The organism is Paraburkholderia humisilvae, assembly GCF_902859855.1.
Taxonomy (GTDB): Bacteria; Pseudomonadota; Gammaproteobacteria; order Burkholderiales; family Burkholderiaceae; genus Paraburkholderia; species Paraburkholderia humisilvae.
Genome location: NZ_CADIKH010000014.1, coordinates 179721 through 196345 on the forward strand (window position 1 = coordinate 179721; position 16625 = coordinate 196345).

The 16625-nt window shown below is 63.4% G+C and carries 12 protein-coding genes and 2 tRNA genes; 5 read left to right on the forward strand and 9 right to left on the reverse strand.

All coding sequences use genetic code 11. From position 1 onward, the window contains the following. Positions 1 to 134: 134 nt before the first annotated feature. The 5 genes from HV796_RS17035 to rnr form a co-directional block, all read right to left on the reverse strand. Entirely contained in the window at positions 135 to 1118 is a 984-nt protein-coding gene (locus HV796_RS17035; protein ID WP_175227674.1) for a helix-turn-helix domain-containing protein, read from the reverse strand. An 822-nt stretch (positions 1119 to 1940) separates the two neighbouring features. After that, a complete protein-coding gene (gene rpiA / locus HV796_RS17040; protein WP_175227675.1) occupies positions 1941 to 2636 on the reverse strand; it encodes a ribose-5-phosphate isomerase RpiA in 696 nt (231 codons plus the stop codon). 107 nt (positions 2637 to 2743) lie between these two features. Next, positions 2744 to 3631, reverse strand: a complete 888-nt coding sequence (locus HV796_RS17045) for an N-acetylmuramoyl-L-alanine amidase (RefSeq protein ID WP_175227676.1) — start codon at positions 3629 to 3631, stop codon at positions 2744 to 2746. A gap of 46 nt (positions 3632 to 3677) precedes the next feature. Then, complete coding sequence (gene rlmB, locus HV796_RS17050) at positions 3678 to 4424, reverse strand: 23S rRNA (guanosine(2251)-2'-O)-methyltransferase RlmB (RefSeq protein ID WP_175227677.1); 747 nt, start codon at positions 4422 to 4424, stop codon at positions 3678 to 3680. A gap of 168 nt (positions 4425 to 4592) precedes the next feature. Then, entirely contained in the window at positions 4593 to 7058 is a 2466-nt protein-coding gene (gene rnr, locus HV796_RS17055) for a ribonuclease R (RefSeq protein WP_175227678.1), read from the reverse strand. 340 nt (positions 7059 to 7398) lie between these two features. Here rnr and HV796_RS17060 point away from each other — a divergent pair. Together HV796_RS17060 and HV796_RS17065 are read left to right on the forward strand one after the other, a co-directional pair. Next, a tRNA-Leu gene (locus HV796_RS17060) sits at positions 7399 to 7483 on the forward strand. 277 nt (positions 7484 to 7760) lie between these two features. After that, positions 7761 to 7847, forward strand: a tRNA-Leu gene (locus HV796_RS17065). 188 nt (positions 7848 to 8035) lie between these two features. On the opposite strand, the gene HV796_RS17070 is transcribed toward HV796_RS17065, so the two are convergent. Further along, entirely contained in the window at positions 8036 to 9307 is a 1272-nt protein-coding gene (locus HV796_RS17070) for a type II toxin-antitoxin system HipA family toxin (RefSeq protein WP_175227679.1), read from the reverse strand. After that, positions 9304 to 9801: a helix-turn-helix domain-containing protein gene (locus tag HV796_RS17075; protein ID WP_175227680.1), complete on the reverse strand. Its 498-nt coding sequence runs from the start codon at positions 9799 to 9801 to the stop codon at positions 9304 to 9306. Before HV796_RS17075 ends, HV796_RS17070 begins: the two co-directional genes overlap by 4 nt. A 407-nt stretch (positions 9802 to 10208) precedes the next feature. On the opposite strand from HV796_RS17075, the gene HV796_RS17080 reads away from it, so the two are divergent. The 3 genes from HV796_RS17080 to HV796_RS17090 all read left to right on the forward strand — a co-directional run bounded on the left by HV796_RS17080 (position 10209) and on the right by HV796_RS17090 (position 14513). Then, the gene (locus HV796_RS17080) at positions 10209 to 11429 is read left to right on the forward strand and encodes an MFS transporter (RefSeq protein WP_175227681.1); all 1221 of its coding nucleotides are present in this window, start codon (positions 10209 to 10211) and stop codon (positions 11427 to 11429) included. A 240-nt stretch (positions 11430 to 11669) separates the two neighbouring features. Continuing rightward, positions 11670 to 13451 (forward strand): AMP-binding protein, encoded by a 1782-nt coding sequence (locus HV796_RS17085; RefSeq protein WP_175227682.1) that lies wholly within the window; start codon positions 11670 to 11672, stop codon positions 13449 to 13451. A gap of 69 nt (positions 13452 to 13520) precedes the next feature. Continuing rightward, positions 13521 to 14513: a DUF1571 domain-containing protein gene (locus tag HV796_RS17090; protein ID WP_246355901.1), complete on the forward strand. Its 993-nt coding sequence runs from the start codon at positions 13521 to 13523 to the stop codon at positions 14511 to 14513. Between the two features lie 30 nt (positions 14514 to 14543). On the opposite strand, the gene HV796_RS17095 is transcribed toward HV796_RS17090, so the two are convergent. Continuing rightward, positions 14544 to 14969: a hypothetical protein gene (locus tag HV796_RS17095; protein WP_175227683.1), complete on the reverse strand. Its 426-nt coding sequence runs from the start codon at positions 14967 to 14969 to the stop codon at positions 14544 to 14546. Between the two features lie 49 nt (positions 14970 to 15018). Next, positions 15019 to 16608: an FAD-binding oxidoreductase gene (locus tag HV796_RS17100; protein ID WP_175227684.1), complete on the reverse strand. Its 1590-nt coding sequence runs from the start codon at positions 16606 to 16608 to the stop codon at positions 15019 to 15021. Positions 16609 to 16625: the final 17 nt, after the last annotated feature.

The following is a 16625-nucleotide window of genomic DNA, read 5'->3' on the forward strand; positions in this document are numbered from 1 at the left end:
GATCCGGCGGCGAAGGACCCCATGCGTCCGGTTAACTTTCAGTTTCCCTTTAGCAAAATCGAAAAACGGTGCGCCAGCGCGCGTTGCGATGCATCTGGTTTGTGCGCTTGATCCGTGGTTCGCGCGCCCGATGCCTAGAACACGAAGTCGCGCGTTTCGATTTCGGACATCGCGGCGGGCACGGCGACGGCGGTCAGTGCGTCGCGTTCGCGGCGCACGCGCAAGCGGTATTCGGTCGGCGAAATCGACCAGCGCTTGCGGAAGATCTTCGCGAGATGGTCGCCGTTGCCCATGCCGCTGCGGCGCGCGATCTTGTCGACGGGCAATTCGGTGCCTGCGAGCAGCCGGCAGGTCATATCGAGACGCGCCTGCAGCAGATATTCGGACGGGGTGCTGCCCATTTCGAGCCGGAAGCGGCGCAGGAAATTGCGCTCGCTCATCGCGGCCTCCTGTGCCGCGTCGGACACCGAGATGGGTCGATCGCAGTTTTCGCGCAGCCATTGCGCACAGCGGCGCACCTTATCGACAACCGTCGTGCCGACGCTGCCGAGCAGCGGCATCAGCTTGGCGCTCGAGCCGGGCATCAGCCGCTCGGCGATCTCTCTCGCGACATCGATGCCGTGATCGCGTACGACGAGCGTAAGCGCGCTTTTGACGGCTTCGAAGCGGTCGTCGGCCTGTGCGGCCGGCAGATCGAAGACTAGCGTCGTGCGTGCCGTGGTGACGCACGCGGGCGCGGATTTTCCGTCTGGCGAGCTCGCAACCGCGCCTGACATCCGCCCGGCGCGCGCCGCGTCGGCGCCGCCGCCTGAAATGAACAGTGCGTCGAATGCGTGCTGCGCGCGCGCATCGAGTTCATCGGTCCACACCTGCACGGACGACGAACACGTGACACTGCCGCCATGCAACGACAGCAGCCGCACGCTGTAGCGCACACTATCGCCTCGCGCGGACGCACTCAACTCGTTGGCAAGCTGGAACGCTTCGGCAACGATGCCGGCGCCCAGCAATGAGAAGCCCTCCGACAGCACAATGCCCACGACGCATGACGCGCGAGACGCGCGATCGCCCGAAGCAAGTCCGCCAGCCCCCGACTGTTCCATCCCCGCGTGCGTCATTTTGATATCCCCACGTGGCCGCTTGCACTTGTGCCGATTCGAATAAGATCGTTGAAATCCATGGCGCCGATTTCCTTTCAGATAGTTTGTTATCCGAAATAGTCTGAACGTTGACCCGTCATCGAACCTTAGACCCGGTGCGACGGCAGCCCGGTGACGTCACTTCGTTGCGCTCGTTCCCAGTCGGACATCGCAGCTTGCGGGCCCGCGCATCGTACAGACGAACTTCCGATCCAATCGGCGGTTCATTTATACCGCACGCGTCCCGCCGCCTGCCATTGCTATCAGTCGTTTTGTGTGCGGTCATCAACGTACTCCGCACAGTGTGGTCAAGCGCACATAAGATGCTTGCCGACCGACGAGCTTGCGGCCGATTTACAGCACGATTTCACACGCGTCGTAACGAGCGTACGAAACGTGGCCGAAGCGATGACAGCTCGACTGGAAGAACGTAGAGATTGCAATTGAACCAGCAGGATCGGCTTCGCGACGAAGCGACTTGCTTGCTGACCCGGCAGGGGTTGCCGGTACTGCGTTACTGCGAAGGGCATTGCATTGCGCGCGACGTGCTTTGCGACTGAATCGGCGAGCGAGCCGTGGTTTGCGTCGGTTCGAACTGCCTGATCACGATGCGCCAGCGCATTATTGCCGTGCACAAAACGCGGCTCTGTTCGGCATCGCACGTAGCGACTGCGACATCACGCGCACGCCTGCCTGGAAAGGAAAACGCCGTGCACAGCGAGCAGCTGCGCACGGCGTACGGGAGAACCGATCGATGAGACCCGACTGTCGACTGGGGTCGGAACTGCGATCGTAACCGGACTAACGCTTCGGGTAATCGATCCGCTCGACTCCGGTGTCCGTGCCGAGCAGACAGATATTCGCGCCGCGGCCTGCAAAAAGTCCAACGGTCACGACGCCGGGCCACGCGTTGATCTGACGCTCGAACGCCAGCGGATCGCTGATCTGCAGACCTTTGACATCGATAATCTCGTTGCCGTTGTCCGTAATGAACGGTGCGCCGTCTTTCGCCACGCGCACGACCGGCACACCGCCAAGCGCGGTGACTCGACGGCCGATCGCGGTACGCGCCATCGGCACCACTTCAATCGGCAGCGGGAACTTGCCGAGCACGTCGACGCGTTTGCTCGCGTCCGCAATACAGACGAATACGTCCGACACCGACGCAACGATTTTCTCGCGCGTCAGCGCGCCGCCGCCGCCTTTGATCATCGCGCCGCTGCGATCGATTTCGTCGGCGCCGTCGACGTACACCGGCAGCGCGTCGATCTCGTTCAGGTCGTACACCCGAATGCCGTGCGCCTGCAGACGCGCGGTGCTCGCAACCGAACTCGATACCGCGCCGCGATAACGGCCTTTGTGGGCGGCGAGCGCGTCGATAAAGCAGTTCGCGGTCGAGCCGGTGCCGACGCCGATCACCGTGCCTTCCGGCACGTGGGCATTCACATAGTCGGCGGCCGCCTGGCCGACCCGTTGCTTGAGTTCGTCTTGAGTCATGAGAATTGAAATGCTGGCACGCGGGGAAACCGTTAGTTTACCGGACTCCCACCGCAACTGGACAACACGCGTGTGGCGCCGCGGCACGCACCGCTCGAGCGCGCCTGTCAGGGCGCCGGTTTCGTCTCGACGGGGGTCTCAGACATGTACTTGTCGAGCAGCGCCTGTGCGATCGCGTCGGTTTGCGCGTCCGGATTGCCTGAATAGTCGCGCGGCCGGAAATGCATCTGGAACGCCGCGAATACGTGCCGTGTTTTCTCGTCGAATACGCCGTCGGTCGCGACGTCATAGCCGTAGCGTGCGAGTTTCTGCTGCAGGCCGCGCACGTCCGCTGGTGCTTCCGGCGCGCGGCCAGCGAGGTCCGCAGTGACGGTCGCCGCGTCAGGCCATGCGCCGACGCCGGCGTCGTAGAGCTGCTTCCACGGAAAGAGCGGCCCTGGGTCGGTTTTGCGTTGCGGCGCGATATCGCTGTGGCCGACCACGCGCGTCGGCGGAATGCCGTAGCGGCTGACAATGTCCTTCGACAGACGAATCAACGCGTCGACCTGCGCGGGCGGATACGGTTGCCATGTGCGGCCTTGCGGCGTGTCGATCGGGCCGAGATTCACGTTTTCGATGCCGATCGACGCGGCATTCAACTCGGTCGTCCCTTGCCATTCGCTGACGCCCGCATGCCACGCGCGCTGCGACTCCGGCACCAACTGCCAGACCACCGGCTCGCCGTTTTTGACCCGCGGTTGCGCCGGCACCAGGTAGTGCGCGCTCACCTGCTCGGTGGTCAGCACGTTCAGCGACTGCGCTTCGTCGATTTCGGTGTAGTGCATCACGAGGAAACGGATGCGGGTGTCCGCGTATTGCGCGCGATGGCTCGTGTCCGCGTAGTAGGTGCCGCGGTCGATCGTCGTGGTCGTGCAAGCGGCGAGCAGCACGGCGGCGAATGCGATGAACGCGCGGCTCAGCGGAGTGGTGAGCGGGTGGGGACGGGCGAAGGTCATGGCGGGGTGCCTGTTCCTGAAGCGCCGGAAAAATACCGGCCGTGGCTTATGCGCGCGCCGCGCCCCTCTGCCTGACCGCCTCAAACAGACAAACCCCGCTCGCCACCGATACATTCAGGCTCTCGACGCTCCCCGCCATCGGAATATGCATCACCTCATCGCACGTATCGCGCGTGAGACGGCGCATGCCCTCGCCTTCCGCGCCCACCACAAGTGCAACGGGCCCATCGAGTTTGGCTTGATAGAGGCTCGTCGGCGCATCGCCAGCCGTGCCGACCACCCATACGCCCGCATCCTTCAGTTCACGTAGCGCGCGGGCGAGATTCGTGACCGTGATATACGGCACCGTGTCCGCCGCGCCGCTCGCGACCTTTGCCGCCGTCGCGTTGAGTCCGACCGCACGGTCGCGCGGCGCGATCACCGCGTGCGCGCCCGCGGCGTCGGCTACGCGTAGGCATGCGCCGAGGTTGTGCGGATCGGTCACACCGTCCAGCACCAGCAGCAGCGCCGGCCCGTTCAGGCCATCGAGCAGTTCCGCGAGATTTTGCGCGAGCGGCAAGTCGGTTGCACGCGCAACCACGCCCTGATGGCGCTCGGTGTGGGCCAGCCCCCACAGCCGCGTTTCGTCGGCGGCGATCACGCGCACGCCCGCCTCCTTCGCGACATGCAGGAATTCGTTCATGCGGCGATCGCGCCGCGACTGATCGTAATAGATGTCCTCGATCGTCGACGCATCGTGCCGCAAACGCGCGGTCACCGCATGAAACCCGTATAGAACCTTGAGACGTGACATAACTGAACGACCTTTGATGACGCGCCTGAACGGCACGACATCGACAATGACAAACGATGCGTGGGGACACTGCGCGCGCACGTAGCGGCCCGAAACAGTCTCAACCGGCCGAAGCCGCCGACGCGCGCCATACGCCACATGCGAGCGCGCGTCGCGCGACCGTGTGCGTCAGCGCTTCTTTCTCGGCTGCCCCTTGGCGGACTTCGCCGACGCCGATCGCGACGCCGCGCGCTTTTTCGCCGCGCTGCGCGCCGCCCGCGCTTCCTTCACCGCAGGGCTCGCCGCCGGTGCGGCCTGCTTGCGGTGCCCGCTTTCGGCGACCGCCAGCGCACGCACGCGCGGGCCGCCATCGCCACGTTCGCCGCCGGATTTGTCGAGCGCAGCGCCGCGGATTGACGATGGCTTGATCGGCGTGTCGCGCACGAGGCGAAAATCGATCTTGCGCGCGTCGAGGTCGACGCGGCTCACCTGCACGCGCACGCGGTCCGACAACCGGTAGCGGATACCCGTGCGCTCACCGCGCAGTTCGTTTCGAATTTCGTCGTACTGGAAATAGTCGGAACCGAGCTCCGTCACATGCACGAGCCCTTCGATAAACAGTGCGTCGAGTTGCACGAAGATGCCGAACGACGTCACCCCGCTCACCATCCCGCCATATTCTTCGCCCAGTTTGTCGCGCATGAAATAGCACTTGAGCCATGCTTCGACGTCGCGCGATGCTTCGTCGGCGCGCCGCTCGTTGGACGAGCAATGCAGCCCGAGTTCTTCCCAGATCGCCGTGTTCTCGCGGCGGCGGCCGCTGCGTTTTTCGTCGTCGGCCTGCATCGCGCGAGCGCGCGGCGACAGCGCGGTGTTCAGCACGACCTGATCGGGCGTCTCCGGCTGGTACTTGCGACCCTGCAGGATCGCGTAGATCGCGCGGTGCGTGAGCAGATCCGGATAGCGGCGAATCGGGCTCGTGAAGTGCGCGTACGCCTCGTAGGCCAAACCAAAGTGACCGATGTTGTCCGGGCTGTAAACGGCCTGCTGCATCGAGCGCAGCAGCATCGTTTGCAGCATCTGCGCGTCGGGCCGGTCGCGGATATGCGCCATGAGCGCGGCGTAGTCGCTGGCGTGCGGCGTTTCCCCGCCGGTCAGCGTGAGGCCCATGCCGCGCAGGAACGTACGCAGGTTTTCGAGCCGTTCGGCGGTCGGCCCCGCGTGCACGCGGTAGAGCCCGGCGTGCTTGTTGCGTTTCATGAAGTCCGCCGCGCAGACGTTCGCGGCCAGCATGCATTCTTCGATCAGTTTGTGCGCGTCGTTGCGGTGGCGCGGCACGATCTGCTCGATCTTGCCCTGCGCGTTGCAAACGATGTACGTTTCCGTCGTGTCGAAGTCGATTGCGCCGCGCTTCTGGCGCGCGGCGAACAGCGCCTTGTATACGCCATACAGATTCTGCAGATGCGGCAGCAACGATGCGCGGCGCGCGGCCTCCGGACCCTTCGTATTCGCGAGCACCGCGGCGACTTCGGTGTACGTCAGACGCGCGGACGAATGCATCACGCCCGGATAGAACTGGTAGGCCTTGATCTCGCCGCGCGCGGTAATCACCAGGTCGCAAACCAGCACGCAACGATCGACGGCCGGATTCAGCGAGCACAGTCCGTTCGACAGCTTCTCCGGCAGCATCGGGATCACGCGGCGCGGGAAATACACGGACGTGCTGCGCTCGAGCGCGTCGACGTCGAGCCCGCTGCCGGGCAGCACATAATGCGACACGTCGGCGATCGCGACGATCAGGCGAAAACCGTCGCCGCGGCCGACCTTCACCGGCTCGCAATACACGGCGTCGTCGAAGTCGCGCGCGTCTTCGCCGTCGATCGTGACGAGCGGCACGTCGCGCAGATCGATACGGTGGCGCATGTCCGCGGGCCGGACTTCATCGGGCAGTTTCGCGGCGGCTTCGAGCGCGGCGTCGCTGAACTCGTGCGGCACGCCGTACTTGCGCACCGCGATTTCGATTTCCATGCCTGGATCGTCGATATCGCCGAGCACTTCGACGACGCGTCCGAGCGGTTGCGAATGCCGGCTCGGAAAATCGGTCAGCTCGACCACGACGACCTGACCGACCTTCGCCTTCTTCGTGTTCTGCGTGATCAGAATATCGTGGCCGATGCGCTTGTCCTCGGGCGCGACGATCAGCGCGCCGTTCTCGTTGAGCAGGCGACCGATCACGCGTTTGTTCGCGCGATCCGTGACTTCGACGATATGCCCTTCCGGCCGCCCGCGCCGGTCGTAACCGACGATGCGCGCAAGCACGCGGTCGTTGTGCATGACCTTCTGCATTTCGCCGTTCGGCAGAAACAGGTCGTCCTGGCCGTCGTCGCGCACGAGAAAGCCGTACCCGTCGCGATGGCCCTGCACGCGGCCGGCGACGAAGTTCGACGGATGCGTCAACTGGTAGTGTCCACGCGGATCGAGCCGGATCTGGCCATCGCGTTCCATCGCGGCCAGACGCTTGAAGAAGCCTTCGCGCTCCTGGCGCTTGATCGAAAGCGCCTCGGCGATGTCGTTCGCGGCAAGCGGTGCTTCACTCGTGCGCAGCACGCCGAGGATTTCTTCGCGACTCGGAATCGGATAGGGATATTTGCTCAAGGGCTTATCGATGATTTTTCTCGGTGCGTGGACGTCGGCGGATGAAATGCGGCGGTGCCGGGCGCTTTGGACCACGTTGGACCGCTTTGGCCTGGTAGGCGGCGCCTGGCTCGCTCTGTCAACGTACTGCTGCGGGCCATTCTATCATCCGTCTCTTAATGCGAACCGCGTTGAGGCTGCATGCGCGGCCTTCGGAAGCGCATTCGGCGTGGCGTGGACGGGTTCCGTTCAACGCTTGACAGCGGCGGATAGCTCGCTATAATTGCGGTCTTTGCTGTTCCACGCAAGCTGAACAGGCCGAAATGGCAAGAGGCGGCGAGTAGCGGCAAATCAGGCACCTGCCCAGGTGGCGGAATTGGTAGACGCACTAGTTTCAGGTACTAGCGGGTAACTCCGTGGAGGTTCGAGTCCTCTCTTGGGCACCACTGATTCAAAAAGGTCGGCGTATGCCGGCCTTTTTCATTTCTACGCCCAGGAAGCAAAGCGCCTGCGCGCTTTGCGCGGGGACTCGAAAGGCGGCGCTTGCAAGCGCCGCCGGGGTCGCGCCCGTGTGACCGAGTCCTCTCTTGGGCACCACTGATTCAAAAAGGTCGGCGTATGCCGGCCTTTTTCATTTTCGGTTGCTGTTTTAGCGGCTCGCTTCAATTATCAAAGTTGACACACTGCATCATCCCGCTACAATAGCGGTCTAGTTTGAGACGTGCCCAGGTGGCGGAATTGGTAGACGCACTAGGTTCAGGTCCTAGCGGTGGCAACACCGTGGAGGTTCGAGTCCTCTCCTGGGCACCACGATTCAAAAAGGTCGGCGTATGCCGGCCTTTTTCATTTCTGCGCCCAGGAAGCAAAGCGCCTGCGCGCTTTGCGGGGGGACTCGAAAGGCGGCGCTTGCAAGCGCCGCCGGGGTCGCGCCCGTGTGACCGAGTCCTCTCCTGGGCACCACGATTCAAAAAGGTCGGCGTATGCCGGCCTTTTTCATTTCAAGCAAGCCGAAACGCCCCCGACATACGCTCCTGCTGTCGCGCGGCGACGCCCAGCGACTGCGCTATCGTGCCCCACTGGGACACAATTCGCCTCTGCCGCTCGACGATCTCCTGCGCCGTCGCAACCGGCACACGAAAATACGGCGCCACGGCAAACGCAAGCTCGAGATCCATCGCGTTGTCGGCCTCGCTGATGTTGAGCTTCAACCCATGCGCATCAGCAGTCGGATTCATATCGAACGCAGGCGACAGCGCCCAGCCCTTGTCGGGCATCAACAAAAAACCGTGGTTGCGCAGATGATCGTCCGTATTCGAAACCAGCAGATTAAAAACGATTCGTGACCACAACTCCCGCAGGTCGCGATCAGTCCGCGCACCATCCGTCATCAACACGCGGGCGATTTCGAGGTAGCTCGCGCCGGTCGATGCATCGTCACCGTCCTGATGGCCGGTCAGATTCATCGCTGACGCGAAATGCAGCCGCTGTCCGGCATCCGTTCGATCGAACCGCTTGACCAGAAACGTATGATGCGGACTGCCGAAGCGGCGCACGAGCGCATCCGGCACGCTCAGACCACATGCCTTCGCGAGCGTATGGACAACCATCTCCCACGCGCCGACGTCGTGGTCATCCCGCACGCTCGGGAATTTGGCAATCCACAGGTGCCCCCGCGGGTCGATCACACTCGCTTTGGGCCGCGCACCGCCAAGCGAACCACCGGGCGCGATCAGCATGCGCAGCCATTCATCACCCGCGCCGGCGGTATTGTCCTCATCCCGCTCCAACGCGAGGCTGGCTGCCTCGAGTGCGCGCAACTGCACGAATGGCGGCGCGGCAACGTCATGCCGGTCGTCCAGGAAGGCGGCGCCATCGCCACGGCGAAAGCGCAACGCGCCGACGCGATACGTGTCGTGTACGCCGAGCAGATAGTCCGACTCGTACAGACGCGCGCCTCGGTCAACAAGCCCGGCGCGCTGCGCTCGCTCGAGACGCCGGCGCATCAGAAGGCGCCCCCAGCGATCGGGGCTCGCATCAGCGAACGCGCCAAACGTCTCCTGCCCCTGCGGCGGATACTGCCGGCCTTCGAACAGATTCAGTCGCGGGTCGAGCTTCACGTTCGCGAATGCAGGGCGCGCGAGTAATGCCCGGTCGAACTCGAAATCGAACATCTCGCGGGCCGCCGTTCGATGCGCGGACAGATAGCCCAGCAGCACGGGCTCCCGCATGCCGCTCCAATCGGCATAGACCCGGATCGGCGCATCGGTCATGGTTTCTTCCTTCGTTTCGCCGGCTTGTCGGGCGCAAGCAGCGAAGCCAGCTCGTCGGCGCTAACAAAGCCGCTGCCGGCGGCCCAGTCGGCCGCGTCTTCGTCGGCCGGAGGAGGCGCATCGCTGCGGGGCGCCACCGTTTCGCGCAGCGTTCCACCGGGTGTCGGACGCGATGGTCGCGCGGAGCGCGCGCTTCCCGCCTTATAGGGCAATAACGCCGCATCCCGCAGTTCGTGCCCGACCCGGTCCTCCTTCGCAAGCAGATCGAGGTCACTGTCGAGACCAAGGACTTGCATGACCGCGAGATAGGCCCCGATCGTGACGCCCGACGCCCCCCGCTCCAGATTGCGCAGCGTAACGGCGGTCATCCCTGCGCGCTCAGCGACCTGCCTCGCGGTAAGCCTGCGTCGCAGGCGCGCGAGGCGCAGGCGCTCACCGAATTGCTCAAGCCTCAATTCAGCGGAAGGCAGCAGGGGAGAAGTTTTCTTGGCCATAGTGTCATTATTTTATCTCTTTATCACAAAAAAGGAAAGAATAATGTCTCTCTTGGATACCAAAACCTTACGTCAGCGAAACAGCGGCCCTCTCCGGCGCCTTCCCGCCTCGCGCCTTTTCAATGCATTTTCCTCAGGCCAATTTGCATGGCCTCAAGATGCCGTTACGTACCCTGAAATTACCCAATACTTTCAATATTTTTTCCAAAACAATTCGTTTATTACGCTTGTAAAACACAAACTGGAATTCCCCAGGCACTCCCCAGGGAATACCACGGGATCATGCGCAATTACATGCAGGCGCTTAACCGTCGGCGTACACTCGTCCGGCGGCCGCGCCACGGGAAACGCGGGATGCGCAACGCACAATACGCAAAGAGACAATCGGAAAGAGGAGAACAAGGACGATGAGTTGGACTCGCGAACAAAGAAACGTCACGATCGCCGCGTATCTCGGCTGGACACTCGACGCATTCGATTTCTTCTTAATGGTCTTCATTCTGAAAGATATCGCTGCGGAATTTAATTCGACAATCCCGGAGGTCGCGGTCGCGATTACGCTGACGCTCGCGATGCGCCCGCTCGGCGCGCTGATCTTCGGCCGGCTCGCCGACAAGTTCGGTCGCCGTCCGACGTTGATGATCAATATTGCGTGCTACTCGCTGCTCGAGTTGTTGTCCGGCTTCTCACCGAACCTGGCGACGCTGATCGTGCTGCGCGCGCTATTCGGCATCGCCATGGGCGGCGAATGGGGCGTCGGCTCCGCGCTGACCATGGAAACCGTGCCGACCAAGGCGCGCGGCCTCGTGTCCGGCCTGCTGCAGGCAGGCTATCCGAGCGGCTATCTGCTCGCGTCGATCGTGTTCGGCGTGCTGTACCCGTACATCGGCTGGCGCGGCATGTTCTTCGTCGGCGTCGTGCCGGCACTGCTCGTGCTGTACGTGCGCTCGAACGTGCCCGAATCGCCGGCGTGGGTCGCGATGGAAAAGAAGCCACGCCCCGGCCTGCTCGCCACCCTCAAACGCAACTGGGTGCTGTCGATCTACGCGATCATCCTGATGACCGCGTTCAACTTCTTCTCGCACGGCACGCAGGATCTGTATCCGACCTTCCTGCGCGAACAGCATCATTTCGATCCGCATACCGTGTCACTGATCACGATCACGCTGAACATCGGCGCAATCGTCGGCGGCCTGCTGTTCGGCTCGATCTCGGAGAAAATCGGCCGCCGCCGCGCGATCTTCATCGCCGCGCTTATCGCGCTGCCGGTGCTGCCGCTGTGGGCGTTTTCGACGACCGCGGTGATGCTCGCGATCGGCGCGTTTCTGATGCAGATTTCCGTGCAAGGCGCATGGGGCGTGATTCCAGTGCATCTGAACGAAATCTCGCCTGATGAGATTCGCGCGACCTTCCCCGGCCTCGTGTACCAGTTGGGCAACCTGCTCGCATCGGTCAACGCGACACTGCAAGCGTCGTTCGCGGTCGCGAACAACAACAACTATGCGCTCGCCATGGCAGTGGTGGCCGGCACCGTGGCCGTCGTGATCGCGGTGCTGATCCTGTTCAGCCGCGAACGGCGCGGCATCGACATGACGCAGTCCGCCGAGCAGATCACGGCGACGACCTAGTCAACGCGGCGCCGGACACCGCTGCTTCTACTGCCTCAGGGCCGTGCCGATCGGCACGGCCTTTTTCGTTGCGGCGCGGTCCGCCGCGCCCGGCGCGCACTCCCCAAGCCCATTAGAAGACTTTACCGACGCCGGTCTCTTGCCCGGTCGTCGCCGTCGTCCGTATCCTCGAAAGCCCATGCAATCGGCTGCCATACTGTCTGTACAACCGATCAAGCACAAAAAAACCAGGAGACGACAATGAACCGCCCCACCCCGTCGCTACCGCCCGCGGCCGCCGACGTACGCGTGTCCCATGCGGCACCGCAGCCGGCGCCCAATACCGACGGCATCTGGTACGCGTCCTACGCGCCCGGCGTGCCGCACGAGATCGACGTCACGCAGTACGCCTCGATCGTGCAGCTCTTCGACGAGTGCACGCAAAAGTATCGCGAGCGCGTCGCTTATGTGAGCGTCGGCGCCGATCTCACGTACGGCGAGCTCGCGCGCAAGGCAAACGCATTCGCGAGCTGGTTGCAAAGCGTCGGCGTCAAACCGGGCGAGCGGGTGGCAATCATGTTGCCGAACACGTTCCAGTACCCGGTCGCGCTGTTCGGCAGCCTCAAGGCGGGTGCGGTCGTCGTCAACGTGAATCCGCTCTATACGGTGCGCGAGCTTGCGCATCAACTGAAGGACAGCGGCGCGCAAACAATCGTCGTGTTCGAGAATTTCGCAAAGACGGTCGAAGGTGCACTGCCCGGCACGCGTGTGCAGAACGTCGTGGTCACGGCACTCGGCGACCTGCTCGCCAACGGTCTCAATTTGAAGGGCCGCTGTATCAACGCGATGATGAAACACGTGAAAAAGATGGTGCCCGCCTACCGGCTTCCACAGGCGATACGCCTGCGCGACGCACTCGCGGCCGGCACGCGCCGCCCACCCACACCCGCGCCGCTGAACCAGACCGATGTCGCGTTTCTGCAGTACACGGGCGGCACGACCGGCGTCGCGAAAGGTGCGATGCTCACGCATCGCAACATCATCGCCAACGTACTGCAAGCGAAAGCGTGGTCGGAAAGCGAACTGGCCGGCGACATCGAAACCGTACTCACGCCGTTGCCGCTTTATCACATCTACTCGCTAACCTTGAACGCGATGATCTATATGCTGCTTGGCGGCCGCAATATCCTGATCGCGAACCCGCGCGACATGAAACGCGTGATGAAGATCATCCGTCACGAAACGTTTACGGGCATCACCGCCGTCAACACGCTATACAACGCGTTTCTTGATAACGAGGAATTCCGCAAGCGCGATTTCTCAAAGCTCAAGCTCGCAATGGCCGGCGGCATGGCGATGCAGAAGGCCGTCGCCGAGCGCTTCAAGGCGGTCACCGGCGTGCCGATCATCGAAGGCTACGGGCTCACCGAGTGCTCGCCGATCGTCACGATGAATCCAGTCAATCTGAAGCAGAGGCGCGACTTCGACGGCTCGATCGGGTTGCCGGCGCCGTCGACACTCGTGCGTTTTCGCAAGGACGATGGCGGTTGGGCTGGTATAGGTGAAGCGGGCGAGTTATGCGTGAAAGGTCCGCAAGTGATGAAAGGCTATTGGAATCGTCCGGACGAAACGGCCAAAGTGCTCGACGACGCGGGGTGGCTTGCAACCGGTGACATTGGCATGATGGACGAGTATGGCTATATTCGGCTGATCGACCGCAAGAAGGACATGATTCTTGTGTCGGGCTTCAATGTTTACCCGAACGAAATCGAAGACGTGATCGCAATGCACCCGGACGTACGCGAAGTCGCGGCGATCGGCGTGCCGGACCCGGTGCAGGGCGAGCGTGTCAAGGTGTTCATCGTGCCGCGTCACTCCGCATTGACCGAGGCACAGGTGATCGAACACTGTCGCAAGAATCTGACTGGCTACAAGGTGCCAAAGCTCGTCGAGTTTCGTGATCACCTGCCGCAATCCAATGTCGGCAAGATTCTGCGCCGTGAATTGCGCGATCAGGAACTCGCGAAGCAAAAACCTGCCTGATGCAAAGTATGTGCGGCGCGAACGGCCGTCACCAGCTTAGCCGTCACCCGTTCCTGAGGGAGTCCACTCATGCCGCACCCGCCATCGACGAATTCGACTCGCCGTGCACCATTCATGTGTACGGTTTGTCTGCTCGTGTGTGCGATGGCATTGAGCGCGGCGACCGTCGCGCTTGCGCAGGAAAGTGAAACGCCAGCAGCCGGCCCAGCGCCCGAGCCCGCGCCTGCGCCCGCCGCGCTCGCTGCGCCTGCGGGTTCGGCCAGCACGGCCGGCGCGCCGGCCGTTCCACCGCGCGAGGCCGGCAAGCTCAAGCCCGACGATCAGGTGCGCTGGCTGCGCCAGGCCGCGCAAAGCGGCCTGCTCGAAAAACTCGACGACGCCGAACTCACCGCCCTCTTCCAGTCGCTCGATCCGCTCACGGTGCCGCGCTACGTGAAGGACGGTCCGAGCGGCTACCCGTCATACGAGTTCACGATGATTCGCCAGGAGCGCATTCGCGGCGTCTGGCCAGACAAACCCGATCACATGCTGGTGCGTGTCACGCGCGACCCGATCCGGCTGTACGCGAAATGGCTGCCGGACGGCGCACACGCCGGCCAGGAGATCATCTATGACGAGACCCGTCGCAGCGATGAAATGTACGGCCATCTCGGCGGCTTCCTGAACATCATGCCGGTGTGGGCTTCGTTGAACGGCGCACTCGCCCGCACCCAGTCGAACCACGAGGTGCGCGATCTCGGCACCGAGTACATCGCGAAGCAGTTTCTGTCCGAAGGCGAGAAATACGCGCAGGCGGGCGTCACACGACCGACGCGCATTGAAGTGAAGACACTCGACGGTGTGCGCGTCGTCGCGTTCACCTACGAAACGAGCGTCGGCATGCCGACGTTCTACGCGAAAAAGGAGACGCTCGGGCTCGATCTGCGGCATCCGTACTTTCGTACCATCGAGTCGTACGACAATGATGGCCGCATCTTCGAACGTATCGTCTTCCAGACCATCACGCCGAAAACCTTCGACGACGAAACGTTCGATCCGAAGAATCCCGCGTACCGGTTTTAGTGAACCCGCGGTGCGCGCCCGCCGTTGCCGTTACGCGCAGATCACGAATGAAACCGCCGCGTTTGCATGCGGCCGGCTTGCTTCGGTTGCGGGCGCAACCAGCCGGCCCGGGCGCAACGCAAGCCGCGTCAGCACGAAATAGTCCGACGCACGCGTGAAGCCGATCAGCGCCGACGGTGTCCGCGCAACGCGCGGCGCAAGTGCGATGTGCCAGAGCGCGCCGATATCGTCACCGATATCGAATGTCGGAATGTGCCGCCTCGCCGCATAGCCGGTGAACACGTCGGCTTGCGCAAGCGTCGCATCGAAAAGCGCCACGATCGGGCGCCCGAACGCGAGCGTGATGCGGGCCGGCGCGATACCAGCGGCCTCGCCATAGCCAGGCGCGAGCCACACCGACGCCCACGCGCCGGTCGAATACCACGTGCCTGTCGCAATGAACGTACGCCGGTCCATCGTTATTGCCTCGCACGGGCCTGGACGCCGGTCTGGAACTGACCGGTCATCATGTATAGCCTCGTTTGTCGCGCCATGCGCGCGGCCAGATGCCCTGCTTGCCCGGCGACAGGATGCCCACCGGATCGAGCACATCCTTCACCGTCTCGGACAGTCGCAGCAGCGCACCGTCGTTGAAGCTGTACTGCGCGGCCGCATAGTCCATATGCAAAAGATGCGAGCGGTATTCGCCATAGCCGGCCGCGCGGACGTCGCTCATCAGCGCGCGCAGCAGGTCGCCTGCGCGTTCGCTCTGCTTCGCGTCGTCGCGATTGAAAATCGCCGCGAAAATATGATGCAGATGCCGCACGCCGGCGGTAAAGCCGCCGTAGTAATCGAACCCGTACGATGCGGCCCGCCCTTTCACCATCATGTACTGACGCAACGCGTCGCGGCCGGTTGCCGGGCAGATCGGCGAAAAATCGATATGCGCGCCGGTGCCGCCGCGCCAGTCGAGCATCCGGAATGCGGTCATCGCGGGAATCCCCGCGAGATTGCGATCACCACCGCCGCTCGGCTGTGCATCGCCCGCGTACGTCTTCGCGAACATCGACGCATGTGGCACACGCGCGAAAGCGCGCTGCACGATCGCATTGCGCGCGTCGATCAATTCAGGCGTGCCATACAACGCGTAGTGGAGGTTCCAACGGCCCACCTGAAGCTTCTTCAACATCGCATCGATCGCACTATCAGGCATCGCGCCGTCGCCGTCGTACCACTGCGCGCGCGGCGACAGACCCGCCGCGCGGCGCAAACCGCCCTCGATCACCGCATGGTTGGTGACGGTGCCGTCAAGCCGCAGCGGCCGCAGGATATCGACGATCGCTTCGAGATCGCGCTCGTCATGAAACTGGATCTCGCCAAGCAGGTAGGCGGGAGGCGCGGGCATCAGCCACAGGCCCATCTTCGTGACGACGCCGTAGTTCGATTGCATGAACATCGGATCGAACGACGGACCGTAGCCCGGCCGGTAGACCTGCCACGACGTGCCGATCTCGATACCGCCCATGCCGGTGCGCACCACGTCGCCGTTCGCCAGCACCACTTCCATCCCGCACTGCGTCGCCGCGTGATCGCCGTATGCGGTGTAGCCGAAGCCACGCTCGAGCGTGTTGCCGATCACGCTGCCCCAGCCCGCCGCTGGCGGATCGACCCACAGCTTGTAGCCGTGTTCGTGCAGATAGTTATACAGATCGAAATAGCTCACGCCCGGCTCGACGAGCGCATACGCGAGCGTCTCGTCGACTGCGAGCACACGGTTCATCCGCTGCAGGTCGACCACCACCGAGCCCGCAAGGCGCGGCGCCGCGCCGCCATATGCGTAGTTGCGCCCAGTCGATACGGTCCACAGCGGAATGCGGTACTCGTTCGCGACCCGCAACACCGCCCGGATTTCCTCGACCGATGACGGCAGCAGCGCGGCCGAAGGGATGAACGCGGCGCCGGCCGGCCCTGGCGCGAATGGATCAAGATACGGCGTAAGCGCCGCGCCGGCGAGCACGTGCTCGCTACCGACAATCGACTGCCACGCGGCAAGCGCGCGCTCGAACTGCGCGGCCGTAACGTCCGGCGGCAGGATGCGGATCGCGGGCGGCGTCATGCGGCGCTCCCCGGTTT